Genomic DNA, 19,247 nt, shown 5'->3' on the forward strand with positions numbered 1-19,247 from the left:
TTCTATTTGAGGAGAAACCTATGAATACTTACGCTAAATTTTGCCCTAATGTTTTTGTTGCTAAATGTCCGGATGCTCACCAAAAAGGTGACGTTATCATCTTAACCAGTAAATACGGTAAAGAGACTGAAGTGGAGATTCATAATCTCGTAAAAACCTCTGAGGATGCGTATTTTTATTCCTTCACCCGGTGTGATGGAGTGAATAGTCAAGTTCGTGCAGAACAAAAAGCTGAGCGTTATCAAAACGCAGCTAATAATGCATTAAAACGCAGTGAACAATATTGTGAAGCTGCTAATGAAGGCCGTGAATTTCTTAGCTTGGGAGAACCAATTAAAATTGGTCATCATAGCGAAAAACGCCATAGAGCCTTGATTGAACGTAATGCAAGACGCATGGATAAGTCTATTGAAGAAATGCGTAAAGCAGAAAGTTATGACGGTAAAATCGCTTATTGGGAACAGATGGCAGGGAAAATTGATTTATCCATGCCGGAAAGTCTTGAGTTCTTCAAGTTTGAATTGGAAAAAGCCAAAGAAAAACACCAAGAGCTTAAAGATAAACCTGAATTGCGAACACATGCTTTTTCTCTCACTTATGCTAAAAAAGCAGTCAATGAGCTTGAGAAAAAAGTAAAATTAGCCGAATTACTTTGGGCGTAAATTTAACTTTTGAAAACATAAATTGGAGAAATATATGTTTTACTATGTAAATAGTGGATTAGAGCTAATTACTTTAACAACGCAAGAGTTTATAAGTGAGTTTCTAGGAAAGGCAACTACCCCTAAAGGGATTGAGCCAAATCATTTCTATGATCCTCAAACCAAGCTAGTTTATGCATGGTACTCTGGCAAATGTGTAGCAACTTCTGAGTACCAATATACACCTCAAGAAGCAGAAGCTTTACTTGTTGAATTGGCATTGGAAAATGCTAGTAATAATGGGGATGGATCAATTATGTTCCAACCTTCGCCAACAAAAGAAGCACTAATTGCTGATATGAGTAATTATTTGGAATATTGTATAGATGATGAATCTGAGCACGATTTAGAATTTGCAGCAAAAATTAAACAGATTATCGACAGTTTAAAAACTTCTGATTAATAACATTAACTTTAATGTGCGATAAGCATTCTTTTCGCACCTTACCCATAGGGGATATATCCCTTATGGGCGATATTCCCTATTTTAGAAGGAATATCGAATGTTTAAATTAAACGAGCAACAACAAGCTATTTTAGAACAGGCACAGGTTATTTTAACTAAAGTGATGGAAGAAAAGCCCTTTTACCAAGGTGCACAGGAATTTACTGAGCCATCAATAGCTAAACTCTATTTTCAAACCATTATAGGTAATGAGGAAAGAGAAAATTTCGTGGTACTTTTCTTGGATAGAATCCACAGATTGATTAAATCTGAGGTGATGTTTCAAGGATCTGTTTCAGAAACTTCTGTGTCAATTCGGGAGATTATTCGACAAGCATTAAAGCTAAATGCATCAGCAATTATCATTGGGCACAATCATCCAACTGGAAATGTTGAGCCTAGTGATGCTGATAAATATATAACCAAGAGATTAAAGGAAGCTTGTGAATTAATGGATATTAAATTACTTGATCACTTTATCGTTTCTGGTTCAGCATCTTTTTGCTTTACTGATAATCATCTTATTTAGCTAACAACCTTTCACCCATTGGGGGATAACACCCTCAATGGCAGTGTTATCCCCTTTACTTTTTACATTTTAAAAATTTAGGAGAAACACTTATGTGTAAGGAAAATCGTATTTTAGAACTTGGAAAAATCTTCGTCTCTCGTCGTATCTTAGCGGAATTAACTACCGAAAAGATCAATGAGGTCATCTCGTGGCATCAAAATGGCTGCATTATCATGCTGGGGAATAAAGATTGGATTGAAAAACCGCCACATCCGCTTTCAGAAATTGTTATGAATTTCTATCAAGCAGATAATGGTAAAGACACCATTCAACTCTCTACTTCAGTAGATGATGACGGGAATCGAACAACTAAGATTTCTTTTTCTGATGAAAGTGAAGATGAGCAAAGAGGACACTTTGATTGGGATATATATCAATCAAAAAGAACACCACTTAAGTTAGGGGATGTTTCGTGTACTATCTGCGCTAAACAGTTATTGGGAATGCCAACCATTCATCGCTTAATTGAAAAACAATTAGGTTATGATTGGGGTGCTACCTGCGTTGAAGATTGGATTGAAAACGATCATGCCGTAGAGAAGGATAAACGCATTGTGAGCCAGCATTTTATTGATGGCGAAAGTGTTTTTGTCATCACTGAAGCAGATCGTAGTTCTACAACGATTATGCTCGGATATGAATATTAATCTATTTACCTTGAAAGCCTATCTACTTTATGTAGATAGGCTTTTCCTTTTTAGGATATGATAAATAAAACTCTTTTTAACAGTATAACGATGCCTTATTTAACTTCTTCACAAACTGAATGCCTAAAATGGTTAGCTCTTATCACGATGATTATCGATCACATTGGTGTGGCTTTTTCAAATGCTTACCCAGCCCTATCCTGGTGTCGGGTGATAGGTCGATTTTCCTACGTGGCGTTTGGATTTATCATCGCGCTTAATTTATCTCGAGATAAAGTAAACTTTAAAAGTTATTTCACTTGGATGATAGCAACCGCATTTTTATCTGAAATCAGTTTTACGCTTTTCGAGCCTAATTATGACCGTTTAAATGTCCTATTTCAGTTTTTGTCTGTAATCGGGGTAATATGGGTATATAAAAACCGTCAAGACTTAAATAGCTGGGTCATGTTTTTTGGATTGGGCTTTTTTATTATTCTTTCCGCACTCTCTGATTATGGTTTACCTGGGCTTTTATATTGCATTGGTTGTTACCTATTCTTGCAAACAAAAGATACTCAATTTCGTCTTATTACGATGCTAACCTGTGTATTGCTCGCACTTTTCGTCAATCACAGTTTTATTGATAATTTCGGGGAAACTATTGTTGAAACAATCAGTGTTGTTACTGTTGTGGTCGGTACAATGATATTTATTCTTCACCCTAAAGGCCTTCGTCAATGTAATATCTCAATCTCTCGAATGCCTAAGCTTTTCTTTTATCTTTTTTACCCGGTGCACTTAACAATTATTATTGGCATTAAATATATTTTTCTCAGCTAATTTTTCTATCTTTACTTCAAGAAGAATAAATTATTCAAATTCAGGTGAGAGTTATCCATATTAAGGCATTATTTAAATACCTTAATTGGAGCCTCATCATGAAAAAATTTCTATTAACCACTTTTGCATTGGTTGTGCTTTCAGGTTGTGCACATAAACAACAAACAGCCGATGAGCAACAAGCACTAGAAAATCCAAATATTCAACAAGGTCAGCATCAAGTTTTACAACCGGAAGATCGAATTGTTCGTCCGGATATTTACACAGACTATCAGCCTGAACGTACAGAAGTGTTACGTGAAGGTCGATACACTTTAATTAATTTCTCTCCAGAAGAAGGTCAAAAATACCTTCTAGACCAAAGTGTCACTGTCAACATGTTAGGTAAAAAGAAACGAGCCTTAACGGCAACCGTTGAGCAGGGATTACGCACGACGTTAAAAGATACAGGCCTTTCACTTTGTCATGGTTTTGGTCAGAATGAACCAACACTTTCTACGCTTTATTCCCGTCCATTACCAAAAGTACATTATCAATTTGGCCCGATGGCTTTACGTGATGCCCTTCAAATGTTAGCAGGGCCGGCTTATGAAATTACTATCAATGACGTTTCTCGTACCGTTTGTTTTAAATTACGCCCAGCTGTACCGGAACGTGCTACAGGGGAAAAGCCGAAAGTAGAAACCACAACAACGACAACAACTACAACAGAAATCATCGAGGAATAAGCAATGAATCATGTCAAAAAAATATCCTATGTGGCGATGATATTAGGGATGTTTTCTACTGCTGTATTTGCTGAAGTCACTGCGGCTAATACACTTGCTACTCAATCCCTCAATCAACAAAACTTGGTGACAAATAAATTAAATCAACAAGAGTTATTAGCTAAGTCTCAAGAGTGGGGTTTAACTGAGCAAGAATGGCAACGCTACCAAGAGCTTAATCAAGGTGCTCGTGGTATATGGTCGCCAGGTCTTGACCCTTTAACCTCGCTTGGTGTGGAGTCTCGAAATGAGCAGGAAAGAGAGCGTTATGCTCGACTACTGGCAAAAAAAATGCACGACCGCATGGAGAGAGAGCTGCAGTTCCAACGCACTTATGATCGCGTATTTGCTGAAATGTATCCAAATGAGCAACCATTTAAGGTTGAACCTCATATTTCAGAGCGGTTTGGACGGGTGATTTATTTTACTCGCCTAGAAAATTGTGACAAATGTGAAGCGAATGCTGATCGTGTACTGCAATATGTGAATGATAAAACGCCTATAGATATTTATTTTGTTGGCGTGAATAATAATGAGCAAATCTATAATTGGGCGAAAAAACATAACATCGACCCAAATAAAGTGAATAGAAAATTAATTACCCTTAATCATGATAATGGAGCCTGGTTACAGTATGCAGATGGCAAAATGCCTGCTGCATTCCAAATTCAACAGGATGGGCAATGGCAACAAATCGTCTATTAAAAATCGTATTTAGCTTAATCGGTCTTGGCGTTGCGACTCACTCCGTTGCATTTAATGGCTTTGGAACTGATATTGATGGCTATATTAAAGATGCATCTAATCGCTACCAGGTCGATGAAGCGATGCTACGTGGGTTAGTAAAAATTGAAGATGGGTGGTATGGAAATGTTTCCCCAACCGGGGCAACCGGTGTGGGGCAATTTACCCGGGGCACCTGGAATTGGCTTGCAACAACTGATGAGGGGCGAGCCTTAGGTATGACTCAAATCACTCGTTACAATCGTGATACACCTTTCGACCCTAGAAAAAACAATCAACTTAACACTCTAGCAACCGCACTTTTAGCTAGATGGCATATTAATCAGTTTTTTGAGCGAGGCATAAAACCATCCCATGAAAATTTATATCTTGCTCATAATATCGGTATAGATGGTTTACATCGAGCGCTACAAGGTAGAGCAACACGTGAAGATATTCTAAATATGAAGCGTAACGGGATGAAAAAAGGAATGTCGGTACAAGGCTTTCTTGTTTATCAAAGTGAGCGTTTTAATGTCAGTAAACAAATAGCTAACTTCCAGCGCCCTTCAGTATCACCACGTTATCAAATTGAGAATAAACCATTACCAGCCAATTTACATTGGGTTTCTCCAACAGAAACCGCTATGCGTTGGGTTGAGCCAGCGTCAAATCAAACAAATCAACAAGCTATTCGTTGGCAAAATCCAACCAATTAATACGAGAACAGAATTATGCAGTATAAATCCTTTTTCCTCTCTTTGGTCTGCTTAGGAGCAGTAGTTCAGGCGCAAGCTGAATTAAAAGTTATTGGTGATTTTGGCGGAGAAAGTGCAGTCCGTTTTTATGAAGCATTACAACCGGATGAATCAATGGTTCAAGCCTACCCTAATAGCGTTCCTTCAACATTGACCGAAGCGGATATTTTACCTGTTATCTCACATAGAATGACACCGGGCCAAATACAACCAGTCAGAATGAATCTTCCTGGAATGTTGCCTATTTTTCTTATTGGAACAGATAACTTATCTAAAAATTGGCTACACGCTAATTATAATTACCTTAAAAAAATTGGTGCAATGGGACTTGTAGTAAGCGTTAAAACAACAAACGAATTAAGCGAGTTACGCCAATTAGCACCGGATTTAACCTTAATGCCAACGCCAGGGGATGACTTAGCTTCAAGATTAAATCTTGCTCACTACCCTGCTTTATTGACTTCAGAAGGATTGTCGCAATGAGTCAAAAACATGTATTAGAAGGTTTACTTAGACCGCCTGTTGAATTTTTTCCAGCTGCCGTCCATGGTACTTGTGCTTTGGTTTGTTGCGGTGCGCCTTGGTCGCTCGCATTAAATCCTCTTATTGGATATGGATTAGGGGCCGCTTTCGCAGGTATGGGGGTTATGCGTTTTCGTCAAGGCATGGAAATTGTACGCTATCACCGAAATTTACGCAGACTCCCTCACTATGCTTTGACCAGTCGTCAAATTCCAGTAAGTAAAAAAGCCTTGTTCTTAGGACGAGGCTTTGAATGGGAACCAAAGCATACGCAACGTCTTTATGACTGTTTCTCTGCAAATGGGCAAATTTATTGGAAAAATGGGAAGTGGTTTAAAGCCGCTCGTGATTATGAAAAAGTGCATGATAATTGGTTATCTAGACTCACTTCAATGGACTCTCCATTAAATCCAGTCAGACCGCTACCGCCAGTTGGCGGCATTCCAGTGATGCATGGTGTGGAGCCGAATGAACGCGATATTATGCTTCCGTTAGGCGACCGTGGCGGTCATACCTTAGTATTTGGTACAACTGGCGTAGGGAAAACGCGTTTTGCTGAAGTGCTTGTTACACAAGATATACATCGAGGTAAAACACCTGAAGAGCGTGAAGTGGTTGTCTTTTTTGATCCGAAAGGCGACCCGGATATGTTAAAACGAATGTATGCAGAAGCAAAACGTGCGGGGCGTGAAAATGAATTTTATGTATTCCATTTAGGGCATCCGGAAATTTCTGCTCGATATAACCCAGTTGGTCGCTTCGGTCGAATTTCTGAAGTGGCAGGACGTATTTCTGGGCAATTAAGTGGTGCGGGAAATAGTGCAGCATTTAAAGAGTTTGCGTGGCGTTTTGTGAATATTGTCTCCCGTGCATTGGTTGAAATGGGAAAACGCCCGGACTATGTGCAAATCTCGCGTTTTGTGCAAAATATTGATGCACTTTTCTTAGATTACGCCAAACTTCATTTTGATGCCGTAGATAAGAAAATATGGCCAACGTTGGCTTCGGTTGCGGCTAACTTAGATGTAAAAAATTTACCGTTCTCGATGAAAGATAGACCGCTGATTGCTGTTATTAACCAATATATTTTAGAGAATAAGATTTTTGACCCGGTACTTGAAGGGTTATCAAGTGCGGTACGTTACGATAAAACCTATTTTGATAAAATTGTGGCATCGCTTTTACCGTTACTTGAAAAACTCACTACAGGTAAAACTGCAGAGCTTCTCTCGCCTGATTACACTGATATTCATGATGAGCGCCCTATCTTTGATTGGGAATCTATTATTCGTAAAAGAGGGATTGTTTACGTTGGATTAGATGCATTATCCGATGCGACCGTAGCTGCAGCTGTGGGTAATAGTATGTTTGCTGATTTGGTATCAATGGCTGGTCATATTTATAAATTTGGCGTAGATGAGGGGTTGCCAGATGCATTTAAAACTAAAAGCAAACCGCCTAAAATCAACCTTCATTGCGATGAGTTCAATGAATTGATGGGGGATGAATTTATCCCGCTGATCAATAAAGGTCGTGGTGCGGGAATGCAGGTAACAGCCTATACTCAAACACTTTCAGATATTGAAGCTCGTATTGGAAGTAAGGCAAAAACGGGACAAACAACAGGTAACTTCAATACACTTTTAATGTTCCGGGTAAAAGAGCCGGCCACTGCAGAGTTTTTAACGCGTCAGCTCAACGATGTCACAATTTATCAAAGCATGGTGACATCAAGTACGACAGATAACAGCAATCCGGATGATGGCAAGGCGTTTACTTCTAATACTGGTGAACGTATTTCTGAAAAAATGGTGCCAATGCTATCGCCAGCACATATTACAAATTTACCAAAAGGACAGGCATTTGCTCTTCTTGAAGGGAGTACGCTTTATAAATTAAGAATGCCTTTACCTGCGGTTGATAAAGATGATGTGATGCCGGAATCACTTCAAGAATTGACGGCTTATATGCGCAAAAACTACCATATTTCTCCAAATTGGTGGCAATCTGCATTTTCTGATTATGCGCCAAGTCAAGATATAGCAACCGCTTTTCAGTCAATGTCATTAAATCGAGCGCCTTCACACGCAGGAGAAGAAATGCTTTTCGGGGATGTTGAAGCTCCAGTTGCTGAAGATATGGAAGATGAAGATATTGATCAGAATGATGATACAGATGAGGATGATTTTGATGACACAGATAATTAATCAGCCGGATATGAACTTGCTTGATATTCCGGATATGAGCGTAGATTTCAATTCAGTCACTAGCTGTTCTTGTGGGCTGGAAAACGCTGATGAATTACTTAATTACTTTTTACCTTATTTGGAAGATTGGAATAATCAGCGTTATACCACACATGAATTTGCGAAAAAGTATGCAAATAAAGGCATCTCACTTTGGACGGCTAATGATGTAAAAAAATCTGAAAATGGCATCCAGGCAATTCAAATTTTTTTAGACGGTGAAGTAAAAGGTTATCTTTTCTTTCACTGTAAATTATCTCCAGCGGGAACATTACAGTAATGGCAGAACAACAAGTCAAAAAAAAGAAAAAGGGTCTTTTTTACTACATTAATGCGGTATTAGCCGCCTTATTGGGTTCCCTGATTTTGAGCATTATTCTTGAATGGTTAGGTATTGCATTTTTATGGCCTGAAGAAGGTCATTTACACAGTCAAAAAATGATGCTAACTGAGCTTGGATGGCTTTCTGATAGTCTAACGAGAGGTCTTTTCTATCATTCTCCAAAAGAGCTGGCTGAAGGTCTTATTTTGTCATTACATGAATGGCTTTTTGTGAAAACAGGTGTAAAAGATTGGTTAGCCAACCCTCGTGAGCATAGTGGCGTAGGTTTGTGGGTGTATCATTATGGGCGAGCGTATATTGAGTCAGTGATTTATGTTTTTATCACCTTTGTTATTCGACTTGTAGTGATTGTTTTTACTTCCCCACTCTTTTTGTTAGCCGCATTTGCGGGCTTTACTGAAGGGTTAATGATGCGTGACCGTCGTAAATTTGGTGCGGGCAGAGAGTCTAGTTTTCTTTATCATCATGCACGTCGATTAATTGGCCCGATTATGTTGTCGGCATGGGTATTGTATCTTTCTATCCCAATTTCTATTTACCCGAATATAATTTTGGTGCCAGCTGCATTTCTATTTGGACTATCCATCTGTGTAACGGCAGCGAGCTTTAAAAAATACCTTTAATATTCCTCTATGTTGTCATTATGGGTGCTTATTTTTCCAAGAATAAGCGCCCTTTTTTATCACTAAAAACTGTTTTGAATTTAAAAAGAGTTTCTCATTAAATTTCCCTCTCTTCTTTGGCACTCTTTGCTTGGAATCTGTTTCAAGTAAGGAGTTCTCCGTGACTAAAAATATTTTCAGTTTATCTCTAGCAATAGGGTTATTGTTTGGCGCTATAAGTGCTCAAGCAACAGAGCAAGAGCATTTAGCGCAAGCAATTAAACAGTTGGATGCAGCAAAACTCTCATTACAGCGAGCAGCTGCAAGTGCAAAGGTTTCTGCGAAAAGTCGTGAATATTTTGATTACGCTTCAGCACATCAAGATATTGCTACGGTACAGGCAGGGATTAAGCAATATATTAACCCTTCCCGGGCAATCCCTAGAAATCCTAAAGCTATTCGTAACTTAAAAGAAGATTATCTCAATCTTCGGAGTCAATAGCAGATGAGTAACGCTAATTTCCCTTCTGTTTCACCATTAGACAGTTTTTATACTGTAAGTGGTTTAGACCCGCTAAAACTGAAAATCATGCTGGCCATTATTTTGGTTGTCGTATTACTGCTTGCGTATATGTGGGCAACTAATCATGGCTACAAAGGCATGGTGAACGACGGTGATATTTGGTCATTCTTTAAACTGATTCTATGGGGCGCAGCATTAATTATATGTGTTGTCAGCTTTTTTATTTAACAAACCATAAGGACATCTCATGAAGTTGATTAAATCCTTCTTTCAGAATGTTTCAAGTCGTTTTCTTGCGGTAGTAACTTTACTTTGGTTATCCGTTGAAAATGCGTTTGCTACAGGCGGTGGTAATGGTATCAATGCCTCTAAAATCCCTGATTTTAAAATCCCAGGCGTAGATAGCAATACCAAAGACCCGATGGAAATCATCTATCTTGTTGCTAAATCATTGGCAACCTTGTGTGCAATTTTATTTGCAGCATGGTCAATCATGACAGTGGTTAAGGCATTAATTAAAACCTATAACGCAGCGACTGACGAAAATGACAAAAAAGGATGGGGCCCATTTATTATCGCTCTTATTCTTGGTTTCATTTTAATTTTCTTCAGCCTCTGGTTGGTGAAATTGGCTATCGGTCTGTTTTAATTATCTCTGTGAGGTCAAGATGTCAAGCGATAAAGAACAAACAATCCCCTTTCTTCCTACTCGATTAAATCGTGAATCGAGTGTGTATGGCGGGTTATCTGTAAGTGAATTTATGTTGGCTGCAGCAATGGGATTTATCTTGGGTGCAGTGCTTGGCCTCCTTTGTTGTTTTGCCTTAGGCTTTGATTTTTGGTTGTTAATTCCGTCTCTCGCCATGTTGTTTTGCATTCTTTCTGTGGTGATTGGCAAAGTGATTATTGCGCGCCTTAAACGAGGTAAGCCGGAAGCCTACTTGAATCGAATGATTGAGGTTAAATTAGATGGAATATTAGGGGGGAATCGCTTTATCTCCCGTCAAGGCACTTGGTCTATTCGCCGAGTTAAAAAATAAGAGAGTTTATTATGAGTAACTTAAAAGGGATTGTTCATCAAAAAAATCGCGAAATCATGACCGGGCGAATTGCTATCGGTGCATTGCTTGTGATTTGTTTGGTGCTATGTGCCATTATTTTTACCGCACCAAGTCGATTAATGATTTATAACCCACCGGATTTACGTGCGGGAAGTCAACGCCCTTGGTGGGAAGTGCCAAAATCAACCGTTTATGCCTTTGCTTATCAAACCTTCCAGCAGTTAAACCGCTGGATGGAGAATGGCGAGGAAGAATACAAATTAAATATTGAAAGAAATAAAGCCTTTATTACGCCAAGTTGCCAAGAATTTTTGAAGAAAGACTACTATGACCGTTTATCTAACGGTGAATTACGTGAACGTGCACGTGGTGTTTATGAAATTGTGGGACGTGGATTTAAAGACAGTAGCGTTATTGTGCATAGTCCAGATAGCTGGACGGTTAATCTTGATTTAAGTGTAGATGAGTATTTCAAAGATGAACCAGTAAAACGTGTTTTAACCCGCTTCCCGGTCAATATCGTGCGCATGGAAACAGATTTACAGAACAATCCTTGGGGATTGGGATTTAACTGCTACAGCTCAATTCCATTACGTTTAGAAGCAAAAGAATTTAGAGAAGGGGATAACCAATAATGAAAAAACTCACTTTGTTACTAAGCGCGGCTTTTATCTTTTCACCAATGACGGCATCTGCCGATGTGTTAATGAAATGGGCGCGCAAACCGTTACCTATTGACTTACAAATCGAAAAAGAACGTATTCTATTCGTAGATAAAAATGTAAAAGTAGGTTATCCACCTGAATTAGATAGCAAGCTTCGCATTCAATCAACTGGCGGTGCGGTTTATTTAAAAGCAACTGCAGATTTCCCAAAAACACGCTTGCAGCTTATGGATGTTGCAACTGGAGAAATAATCTTACTTGATGTGCAAGCGAAGCATTCTGTTGCCAATGCAAGTGAGCCAATTCGCTTTGTTTATGAAAATAAAGTTGAAAAACAAACAACTGCTTATGGCCAAGATGCAAATGCATATAACGAACCAATGCCAAATGCGCGTCCGGCACTCCCCGCTCCAGCTGCATTAACACGTTATGCCGCACAAATGTTTTATGCGCCTTTACGTTCAGTTGAGCCTTTGGAAGGTGTGCGCCAAGTTTCACATCGCCTTCCTACACCGCTTAAAACGCTCTTACCTGCATTGCCTGTGCGAGCTACTCCATTACTCAGCTGGCAACTTGATGAGTATGTTGTCACTGCGGTTCGCTTGCAAAACCAGGGGCAATCTCGCATTGATTTAGATCCTCGAGAGCTTCAAGGTCGATTCTATGCAGCAACATTTCAGCATAATTGGCTTGGGGGGCATGATACACCTGAAGATACCACAACGTTATATCTTGTGACAGAAGGTTCACCTAATCATTCTGTTATCCCTCAGTCAAATTCATATAAACCGAAAAAATTGAAAAAAGTCACCACAACAGTGACAACTCAAACAAAATAAGGAGCGAACAATGCAAATGAAAGCAAATAAAGCGTTCTATGTTATTGGTGGGATTACCGCTCTTGTCGTGACGCTGATGGCTGGATTTCTTTTCTCCGGTAGTAGTTCAACAAATACAGCAGAAACCAAGAAAGAAGATACTTTAGATATCTCTTTTAAAGATTTATCACCGGAAGAATTACGAGCAATGGGGATTGAGGGTGACACATCTAAAGATACGGTAAGAACACTTATAGGTAAAGTGAAAGAGCATAATAAGCGATTTGATGAAGTGATTTTACAAAATGAACGCTTGGTAAAAGAGAATGAGCAGTTAAAAAATCAAGCAAACAATACGGATTATCAAATTCAACAGGCGGTACAAGCAGAAACAGGGGCGTTAATTAATGAGATTAATGCGTTAAAAGATCAGGTTGTACAAGCTGGTAATCAAGTTGTAGGGAATGGAAATGCCCAGGCAAATCCCAATGCTCCTCTACCAATAAACGGAGCAACAACTGGCCCTCAGGTTGAAACTCGAGGGGGAATTAATTGGGTGAACCCTAGTGATATGCCAACTACAGACAGACAAGGGAATGCTCTACAAGGTATTGGTGTAAATGGTGCAGGAATCGGTTTTCCCAAAACCTTCGATAACAATGTGAATGACATCCGAAAATCTAATGATGGGTTGCAATCTAGTACAGGTAATAATGCAATATTTAATACCGCTACACCATTTTTCACAATTGCAGCTAACTCTACTTTAACTAATTCTGTTGCTATGACTGCGCTTGTTGGGCGTGTGCCGATTGACAATAAGGTAACCGAGCCTTATCCGTTTAAATTGCTTATTGGTCGAGATAACTTAATTGCAAATGGCATTGAACTGCCGGATATTGAAGGCGCAATTGTCTCTGGAACAGCAAGCGGTGACTGGACGCTATCTTGTGTTCGTGGTGATGTGAAAAGCTTAACTTTTGTGTTTAGCGATGGCCGCATTGTTTCAACAGACAATTCTGACGATAAAATTGGCTGGTTATCTGATCCACATGGTGTGCCTTGCATTCCTGGAGAACGCAGAACAAATGCTCCGGAATATCTAACGACCAACTTCTTCTTAACGGGGGCTTCAGCAGCTGCACAAGGCTTATCATCTTCTCAATCAACAACAGTGGTTGATGGCGGTGCAGTAATTGGTGCGGTAACGGGTAATAACGGTAAGTATATTCTTGGTCAAGCGTTAGGTGGCGGTTTGAGAGAAACAGCAGACTGGTTCCGTCAGCGTTATGGCCAAATGTTTGATGCGGTATATGTTCCACCGGGTAAAGAAGTGGCTGTACACATCGAAAAACAAATTGATATTGATTATGACCGCATGTCTCGAAAAGTGAAATACGGACAAGCCTCAAGACAATCTAACTTGGATTAAGGAGCAATAATGAAAGTTTTAATGATGATGGGCGTGATTTTAGCCGCAAGCAGTGTTTTGACTGGCTGCTCAACTTCTCAAGGTGATTTATTGCCAACAGGCGATGCAACAATGAAAGATATTTGGAATCGAGGCGGTAATGATAGCAATATTACATCTTATCGGACACCGAATGGCCGTCTTATTGATGCACCAAATTACGTTTCATCTCGTGAACAACAAACTTATACCCGTACAGCAGAAAACGAGGTGAAAAATCTTTTCCCTCGTTTACCAAACCCTGATTTAGTGATGTATGTTTATCCGCACTTAACTGATTCCTCAGAGCAAATGCCTGTACCAGGTTATTCTTCAGTAATTCCATTTTATGGACGTGTGCAATATGCCCAACCGGGTGAGCGTACAAGAATGTACTAGATGAGGTAAGAAACGATGGCATTATTCCAAGACGTGTTAGAGGCTTTCTTCCCTGCTAAAAAAGGTGATAAGCCTCAACCTAAAAAGGAACCTATCCTAACATCCATTGCACCGGAAGAAGCACAGCAGGATGATACCAATAACGTAGAAGAGACGATTGAAATCACTCCTGTTATGCGTAATAGAAAAATGACCAGAGAGCAACATGTTAAAATGCTTTATGGGCGCGATCCCTCTTTTATCTCCAATCTTCCTTATGCGGAATATTTGGAAGAAGAAGGCGTAATGCTTTTTGATGATGCTAAAAGTGCAGGTGCGGTATTTGATATTAAGCCTATAGGAACTGAGGGAAGAAGCAGCGACTATCTTAATCGCGTTCGCACATTGGTTAAAGATGCCTTACAGGATAGTTTCGATGAACTTGATACCAACCCTTACGTTGTACAATTCTATTGCCAGGATGACAAGGATTTAAGCGGTTATGTTGAGAATCTGAGACAGTACATTAAAACCACTTCACCTGAAGCGAGCGGTAGTGAGTTTACAGAACAGTGGCTTGGTGAAATGGAGCGTCACTTAAAAGCAGTAGGTAAACCAGGTGGGCTTTTTGTTGATGACCGGGTAACAAATACGGCATGGGCTGGAAAAGTGCGTAAAACACGCATGGTTATTTATCGTTATGCTGGAAATAATGAGACAGATACAATCGAGAAATTAAATACAGCTTGTGATCGTGTTCAAAGTGCTTTTATCACAGCTGGATTAACCATGGAACGCCAAAATGAAACACAAATTCATCGTTGGTTATTAGAATGGTTTAATCCAAATCCATCACGCTATTTTAACGGACTCGATGATAAAGCTTGCTATGATCTTTTATCACTCTCTAAGGATGAATCTGCTCTACCATTACAAGACCAAGATTTTAGTGAAAATCTCTTTTTTACGCCACCGGAAAGTAAAAATGGCTATTGGTATTTTAATGAGCAACCTCACGAAGTCATTGTAGTTGATAATATTCGTAAGCAGCCGGATGTTGGCCACATGACAGGCGAAGTCACTCGAGGTCGTAATATTAATGCACTATTTGATTTATTGCCGGAATCAACCATTATGGCTATCACTGTAGTCATTCATCCTCAAGATAAATTACAGGCGCATTTAGACAAATTAAGTAGTCGAGCTGTCGGTAATAACTATGAGTCTATCTATTTAAAACAAGATGCCCTCACAGTAACGGAATATTTAAAAGACGGACACAAGCTTTATCAAGCTGGCATGGTTTTCTATGTAAGAGGGAAAGACGATCAAGAGCTACGCATTCGCTCAAGAGAATTAAGAACGGTTTTACTCAGTAATAATTTAGTGCCGGTAAAAGAAGGCAACGAAGTTGCGCCTCTTAATAGCTATTTACGCTGGCTACCGATGAATTTTAATCCTCAATTAGATGCAAAATCTCGTTTTTATACCAAATATTATTGGGTGCAACACATTGCGAATATGTTACCTGTATTTGGCCGTGAGACCGGAACGGGACACCCAGGAATCACCTATTTTAACCGCGGTGGAAGCCCATTAGATTTTGACCCACTAAACCCTAAAGACCGGACTAAAAATGCGCATAAGCTCATTTTAGGCCCTACAGGTTCAGGTAAATCGGCAACATTAACCGCACAAATGGCACAACTGATGGCGGTGCACCGTCCTCGCTTGTTTATTGTAGAAGCAGGTAACTCTTTTGGATTGTTTTCAGATTATGCGGAGCGTTACGGTTTAACGGTTAACCGGGTATCTCTTGAGCCAAGTAGTAACATCGCTTTACCGCTCTTCTCTGAAGCGCATCGTTTATTGGAAATGGATATCGATCTTGAAGTTCAAGATGATGACGATAATGAAGATGAAGGCGAGGAACAACGAGACTTACTTGCGGAAATGGAATTAACCGCTCGCTTAATGATCACCGGGGGAGAAGCGAAGGAAGATGAGAAAATGAGCCGTGCTGACCGCTCGGCTATTCGCCAGGCTATTTTATTAGCTGCAGAGAAAACTTCACAAGAGACCCCACCTCGTCAAGTTTTAACCGGGGATGTAAAAGCCGCACTTGAGGAGTTAAGTCGTCGCCAAGATATTCGCCCGGAACGTGCATCTCGTCTTGCAGATATGGCCGAAGCAATGGATATTTTCTGCACTGGGGTAAATGGTCGATTCTTTAACCGTGAAGGGGAAATTTGGCCTGAAGCTGATATTACACTTGTCGATTTGGCGATGTTTGCACGTGATGGCTATGAAGCTGAATTAGCGATTTCGTATATTTCCCTAATTAACCATATCAACTCATTAGGTGAAAAATATCAACACAGTTTCCGCCCTATCGTGAACATTACGGATGAGTCGCATATCATTACCGTAAATCCACTTCTAGCTAAGTTCCTGGTTAAAGGTTCTAAAATGTGGCGTAAATTGGGTATTTGGTTATGGTTAGCTACACAGAATATGGCTGACTTCCCTGATGAATCTGATAAATTACTCAGCATGGTTGAATGGTGGGAATTACTTAACCTTTCTAATGATGAAGTCGAACAGGTAAACCGTTTCCGTCGTTTATCCGAAGCTCAGAAAATGATGTTGTTATCTGCGAAAAAAGCAGATAAGAAATATACTGAAGGTGTGGTGCTCGCAACCAATATGGAAGCCTTATTCCGTGTTGTTCCACCTAGTCTTTACTTAGCACTAGGGATGACTGAAAAACACGAGAAAGCACAACGTAAACAATTAATGATGGAACATAACTGTACTGAGTTAGATGCGGCATTGATGGTTGCTAAAGACTTAGACAAAAAACGGGGGATTGCAGTCAATGACGAACTTAACTCAATCGCAGCCTAATCCTAATATGACTTTTCATCGTATTTTTGACATTGGGCCTCGCATCCAATCACTTGCTTTTACCTCTGATGAGGTGAAAGCCTACGTGCTGCATTTCATTGCAAAAATTAAGACAAAAATTGGTTCAAACTGCCAATTAAGCGCATTTCCTCAGCGTGTATTTACTCAATCAAGTTGGAAAGTACACGCTAAAGGAGATAAAGGTGAAGTGCATTTATTATTTAATATCTCCGGGCGTTTCCAATTACCTGTGTTTTCTTCCGAAAACTGGCCAGCTAGACTTAATGTGGAATTAACCGATCACGTTGATGCATATTGGTTAATTCAATATTTGCTTTGGAAATTAGCTGCAATTTGGGAATCCCCTGCTGACTTATCCCCAGTTTTTGGGGATAAGACTGTGGGTAATGAATAAGGAGTCCTGATGTCTCAAGGTAAAAAGCCACAATCAAGAGGATGGCTTAAAAATGTACTCCGTTTTATTGCTATCCTTTTATTTTTATTTTTAGCCCTTACTGCAATTGGCATCTTTGCAACTCAATATCTTCAGAATGTTGATATTCGTGCTTGGTTTATTAAAACGCAGTGGATATGGTTTGCAGTACGATTATTACTATATGGTGCGATTATGTTGATGGTCTATTCCATTTCTCGTCGCCAACCATCTTCTATGCCGGCAAAAGCAAAATGGTTAATTGCGATGATTTTAATTTTTGCTGAAGCGATTACACAGATTACTTTAGCTTAGGGGGAAATATGACATTCTCAGTTGACAGTTATCTTGAATATTTCCTGACTCTACTTGGTTGGTTGCTTAATAACGGAGTTTTTGCGTTATTTGTTGGAACAGGGTTATGGCTTCTTCCGCTTATCGGAATGATCTTTAAAATTTGGCGTGACGTAGCTAAACAAGGGGATGATGAAGGTGAGAAAGGGGATTTATTAATCCGCTGGCTCACAATCGAACTCCTTCCAGCAATGCTTATCGTTGTTTTGACATTAGCCCCTCTTATCCCGGTATCATTGAATAACCTTGAATACAATGAACGTTCATCTATTCAATGTGGCTATAAAGTTCCTGCTTCCCCGGATAAATCAGGCTATGCGCCATTTACGACAACATTTGGAGACAGACAAGCCCGAATTCCTATTTGGTGGATGTTGATGCACAAAGTGGATAAAGGTCTAACTTATGGTATGACTGCAGTATTGCCTTGCCAGCGTGATTTACGTCAGGTTAGATTTGAAGTGCAACATCAAAAAATCACTAACCCAGCATTATTAACTGAAGTGCAGCAATTTGTGCAACAATGCTATATCCCGGCTCGTCAAAAATTACAAACAAGCCAACTTGCCTTGAGTCCGGCACAAATCCGCGAAACATCCTGGTTAGGTGGTAAATTGCTTATTAATAACAGCGAGCTCTACCCTCGTTTTAGGGCTCAGCAACCTATTAGCACGTTCCCTTATGATGCAAATCGAGATGCGGCATTACCTAATTCGGGAAAAGGTGGTTTCCCAAGTTGTGATCAATGGTGGGATGAAAGTGGAGCTGGATTAAAATCTCGCTTACTTACAGATATGCGTCAAAACTTATCTGCCCAGGTGAGTGATTTCTTTAACTCTATCGACAACCAAGATGAAGCTTTATTGAGAACACTTTTACGCTCTGAAAACATAGATGTTTCAAAAGGGAAAATGTATCAAGGTTACGGTGGTAGCGTGGATGCTGGATTTTGGAATGCGGTTACTCGACTCACCTCAACTGTAGGAACGGCTGTTGGAAGTTTGGCTATATTCCCAGGCCTAGATGCAATGCGACAAGCCCTACCAATGGTTCAAGCCTTTATGATTATGGCTGTAATTATTTTAATTCCAATTATTACGATTTTAAGTGGCTTTGCTATTAAAACTGTAATGACATTAAGCTTCGTATATTTTGCACTCATTACAACCACATTTTGGTGGGAGTTAGCAAGATGGCTTGATTCATACCTAATAGAAATTATGTATAGTTCTCCATCTCATAATATGCTAAACATCCACTTTTTAGAAAATGCAGAAGATGACATTATTTCTAACTTTGTGATGGGGAGTTTATTTATAATTTTACCTGGTTTATGGTTTGGAGCAATGACCTGGGCTGGAATTCGAGTGGGTGGCGAGCTTAGCGCTGCCATTGCGAAAGGAACTGAATCATCCCAAAAATCAGGGGGGCAATTTGGAGATAAAATTAGTAAAAAAATATAACGTATAAAAAAAGTCCATCTGTTAGACAGATGGACTTTTTTATTTACG

Annotated in this window: 24 protein-coding genes; all 24 read left to right on the forward strand. The window is 39.6% G+C overall.

Features of this window, described 5'->3' with window-relative positions; genetic code table 11:
• The first annotated feature begins 20 nt into the window (after positions 1-20).
• The 24 genes from HMPREF2813_RS07370 (at position 21) to HMPREF2813_RS07485 (ending at position 19,199) form a co-directional block, all read left to right on the forward strand.
• Positions 21-662 carry a DUF3560 domain-containing protein gene (locus HMPREF2813_RS07370; RefSeq protein WP_011271833.1) on the forward strand — a complete coding sequence of 214 codons (642 nt, stop codon included), beginning with the start codon at positions 21-23 and terminating at the stop codon, positions 660-662.
• A gap of 34 nt (positions 663-696) precedes the next feature.
• Complete coding sequence (locus tag HMPREF2813_RS07375; protein WP_011271834.1) at positions 697-1,104, forward strand: hypothetical protein; 408 nt, start codon at positions 697-699, stop codon at positions 1,102-1,104.
• Positions 1,105-1,204: 100 nt separating this feature from the next.
• Positions 1,205-1,675: a RadC family protein gene (gene radC, locus HMPREF2813_RS07380; protein ID WP_011271835.1), complete on the forward strand. Its 471-nt coding sequence runs from the start codon at positions 1,205-1,207 to the stop codon at positions 1,673-1,675.
• A gap of 92 nt (positions 1,676-1,767) precedes the next feature.
• Entirely contained in the window at positions 1,768-2,364 is a 597-nt protein-coding gene (locus HMPREF2813_RS07385) for a hypothetical protein (RefSeq protein ID WP_011271836.1), read from the forward strand.
• A gap of 57 nt (positions 2,365-2,421) precedes the next feature.
• On the forward strand, positions 2,422-3,186 hold the full coding sequence (locus tag HMPREF2813_RS07390; RefSeq protein ID WP_011271837.1) for a TraX family protein: 765 nt from the start codon (positions 2,422-2,424) through the stop codon (positions 3,184-3,186).
• Positions 3,187-3,284: 98 nt separating this feature from the next.
• Positions 3,285-3,914, forward strand: coding sequence for a PFGI-1 class ICE element type IV pilus protein PilL2 (locus HMPREF2813_RS07395; RefSeq protein WP_011271838.1), 630 nt, complete (start codon positions 3,285-3,287; stop codon positions 3,912-3,914).
• A gap of 3 nt (positions 3,915-3,917) precedes the next feature.
• Positions 3,918-4,658, forward strand: a complete 741-nt coding sequence (locus tag HMPREF2813_RS07400; RefSeq protein WP_011271839.1) for a TIGR03759 family integrating conjugative element protein — start codon at positions 3,918-3,920, stop codon at positions 4,656-4,658.
• Positions 4,637-5,395: a transglycosylase SLT domain-containing protein gene (locus HMPREF2813_RS07405; RefSeq protein WP_011271840.1), complete on the forward strand. Its 759-nt coding sequence runs from the start codon at positions 4,637-4,639 to the stop codon at positions 5,393-5,395. Before HMPREF2813_RS07400 ends, HMPREF2813_RS07405 begins: the two co-directional genes overlap by 22 nt.
• 15 nt (positions 5,396-5,410) lie before the next feature.
• Positions 5,411-5,917: an integrating conjugative element protein gene (locus tag HMPREF2813_RS07410; protein WP_011271841.1), complete on the forward strand. Its 507-nt coding sequence runs from the start codon at positions 5,411-5,413 to the stop codon at positions 5,915-5,917.
• Positions 5,914-8,163 (forward strand): type IV conjugative transfer system coupling protein TraD, encoded by a 2,250-nt coding sequence (gene traD, locus HMPREF2813_RS07415; RefSeq protein WP_011271842.1) that lies wholly within the window; start codon positions 5,914-5,916, stop codon positions 8,161-8,163. The genes HMPREF2813_RS07410 and traD overlap by 4 nt, the downstream gene beginning before the upstream one ends.
• The gene (locus HMPREF2813_RS07420; RefSeq protein ID WP_005687581.1) at positions 8,147-8,482 is read left to right on the forward strand and encodes a hypothetical protein; all 336 of its coding nucleotides are present in this window, start codon (positions 8,147-8,149) and stop codon (positions 8,480-8,482) included. The genes traD and HMPREF2813_RS07420 overlap by 17 nt, the downstream gene beginning before the upstream one ends.
• Positions 8,482-9,168 (forward strand): TIGR03747 family integrating conjugative element membrane protein, encoded by a 687-nt coding sequence (locus HMPREF2813_RS07425; RefSeq protein ID WP_005687582.1) that lies wholly within the window; start codon positions 8,482-8,484, stop codon positions 9,166-9,168. The genes HMPREF2813_RS07420 and HMPREF2813_RS07425 overlap by 1 nt, the downstream gene beginning before the upstream one ends.
• A gap of 160 nt (positions 9,169-9,328) precedes the next feature.
• Positions 9,329-9,649, forward strand: a complete 321-nt coding sequence (locus HMPREF2813_RS07430) for an integrative conjugative element protein, RAQPRD family (RefSeq protein WP_005687583.1) — start codon at positions 9,329-9,331, stop codon at positions 9,647-9,649.
• A 3-nt stretch (positions 9,650-9,652) separates the two neighbouring features.
• On the forward strand, positions 9,653-9,898 hold the full coding sequence (locus tag HMPREF2813_RS07435; RefSeq protein WP_005687584.1) for a DUF3262 family protein: 246 nt from the start codon (positions 9,653-9,655) through the stop codon (positions 9,896-9,898).
• 19 nt (positions 9,899-9,917) lie between these two features.
• A complete protein-coding gene (locus HMPREF2813_RS07440) occupies positions 9,918-10,319 on the forward strand; it encodes a DUF2976 domain-containing protein (protein WP_005687585.1) in 402 nt (133 codons plus the stop codon).
• A 19-nt stretch (positions 10,320-10,338) separates the two neighbouring features.
• On the forward strand, positions 10,339-10,710 hold the full coding sequence (locus tag HMPREF2813_RS07445) for a TIGR03750 family conjugal transfer protein (protein ID WP_011271844.1): 372 nt from the start codon (positions 10,339-10,341) through the stop codon (positions 10,708-10,710).
• 11 nt (positions 10,711-10,721) lie between these two features.
• Positions 10,722-11,366, forward strand: coding sequence for a PFL_4703 family integrating conjugative element protein (locus tag HMPREF2813_RS07450; protein WP_011271845.1), 645 nt, complete (start codon positions 10,722-10,724; stop codon positions 11,364-11,366).
• Positions 11,366-12,235 carry a TIGR03749 family integrating conjugative element protein gene (locus HMPREF2813_RS07455; protein ID WP_011271846.1) on the forward strand — a complete coding sequence of 290 codons (870 nt, stop codon included), beginning with the start codon at positions 11,366-11,368 and terminating at the stop codon, positions 12,233-12,235. The genes HMPREF2813_RS07450 and HMPREF2813_RS07455 overlap by 1 nt, the downstream gene beginning before the upstream one ends.
• Positions 12,236-12,245: 10 nt before the next feature.
• Positions 12,246-13,646, forward strand: a complete 1,401-nt coding sequence (locus tag HMPREF2813_RS07460; protein WP_011271847.1) for a TIGR03752 family integrating conjugative element protein — start codon at positions 12,246-12,248, stop codon at positions 13,644-13,646.
• A 9-nt stretch (positions 13,647-13,655) separates the two neighbouring features.
• Positions 13,656-14,063: a TIGR03751 family conjugal transfer lipoprotein gene (locus HMPREF2813_RS07465; RefSeq protein ID WP_011271848.1), complete on the forward strand. Its 408-nt coding sequence runs from the start codon at positions 13,656-13,658 to the stop codon at positions 14,061-14,063.
• 15 nt (positions 14,064-14,078) lie between these two features.
• Entirely contained in the window at positions 14,079-16,949 is a 2,871-nt protein-coding gene (locus HMPREF2813_RS07470) for a conjugative transfer ATPase (RefSeq protein WP_011271849.1), read from the forward strand.
• A complete protein-coding gene (locus HMPREF2813_RS07475; protein ID WP_005687593.1) occupies positions 16,921-17,364 on the forward strand; it encodes a hypothetical protein in 444 nt (147 codons plus the stop codon). Before HMPREF2813_RS07470 ends, HMPREF2813_RS07475 begins: the two co-directional genes overlap by 29 nt.
• A 9-nt stretch (positions 17,365-17,373) precedes the next feature.
• Positions 17,374-17,697, forward strand: coding sequence for a hypothetical protein (locus tag HMPREF2813_RS07480; protein WP_011271851.1), 324 nt, complete (start codon positions 17,374-17,376; stop codon positions 17,695-17,697).
• Positions 17,698-17,705: 8 nt separating this feature from the next.
• A complete protein-coding gene (locus tag HMPREF2813_RS07485) occupies positions 17,706-19,199 on the forward strand; it encodes a conjugal transfer protein TraG N-terminal domain-containing protein (protein ID WP_011271852.1) in 1,494 nt (497 codons plus the stop codon).
• The last annotated feature ends 48 nt before the right edge of the window (positions 19,200-19,247 follow it).

Origin of the sequence: Haemophilus sp. HMSC066A11, from assembly GCF_001811665.1 — a bacterium.
GTDB classification, from domain to species: domain Bacteria; phylum Pseudomonadota; class Gammaproteobacteria; order Enterobacterales; family Pasteurellaceae; genus Haemophilus; species Haemophilus influenzae.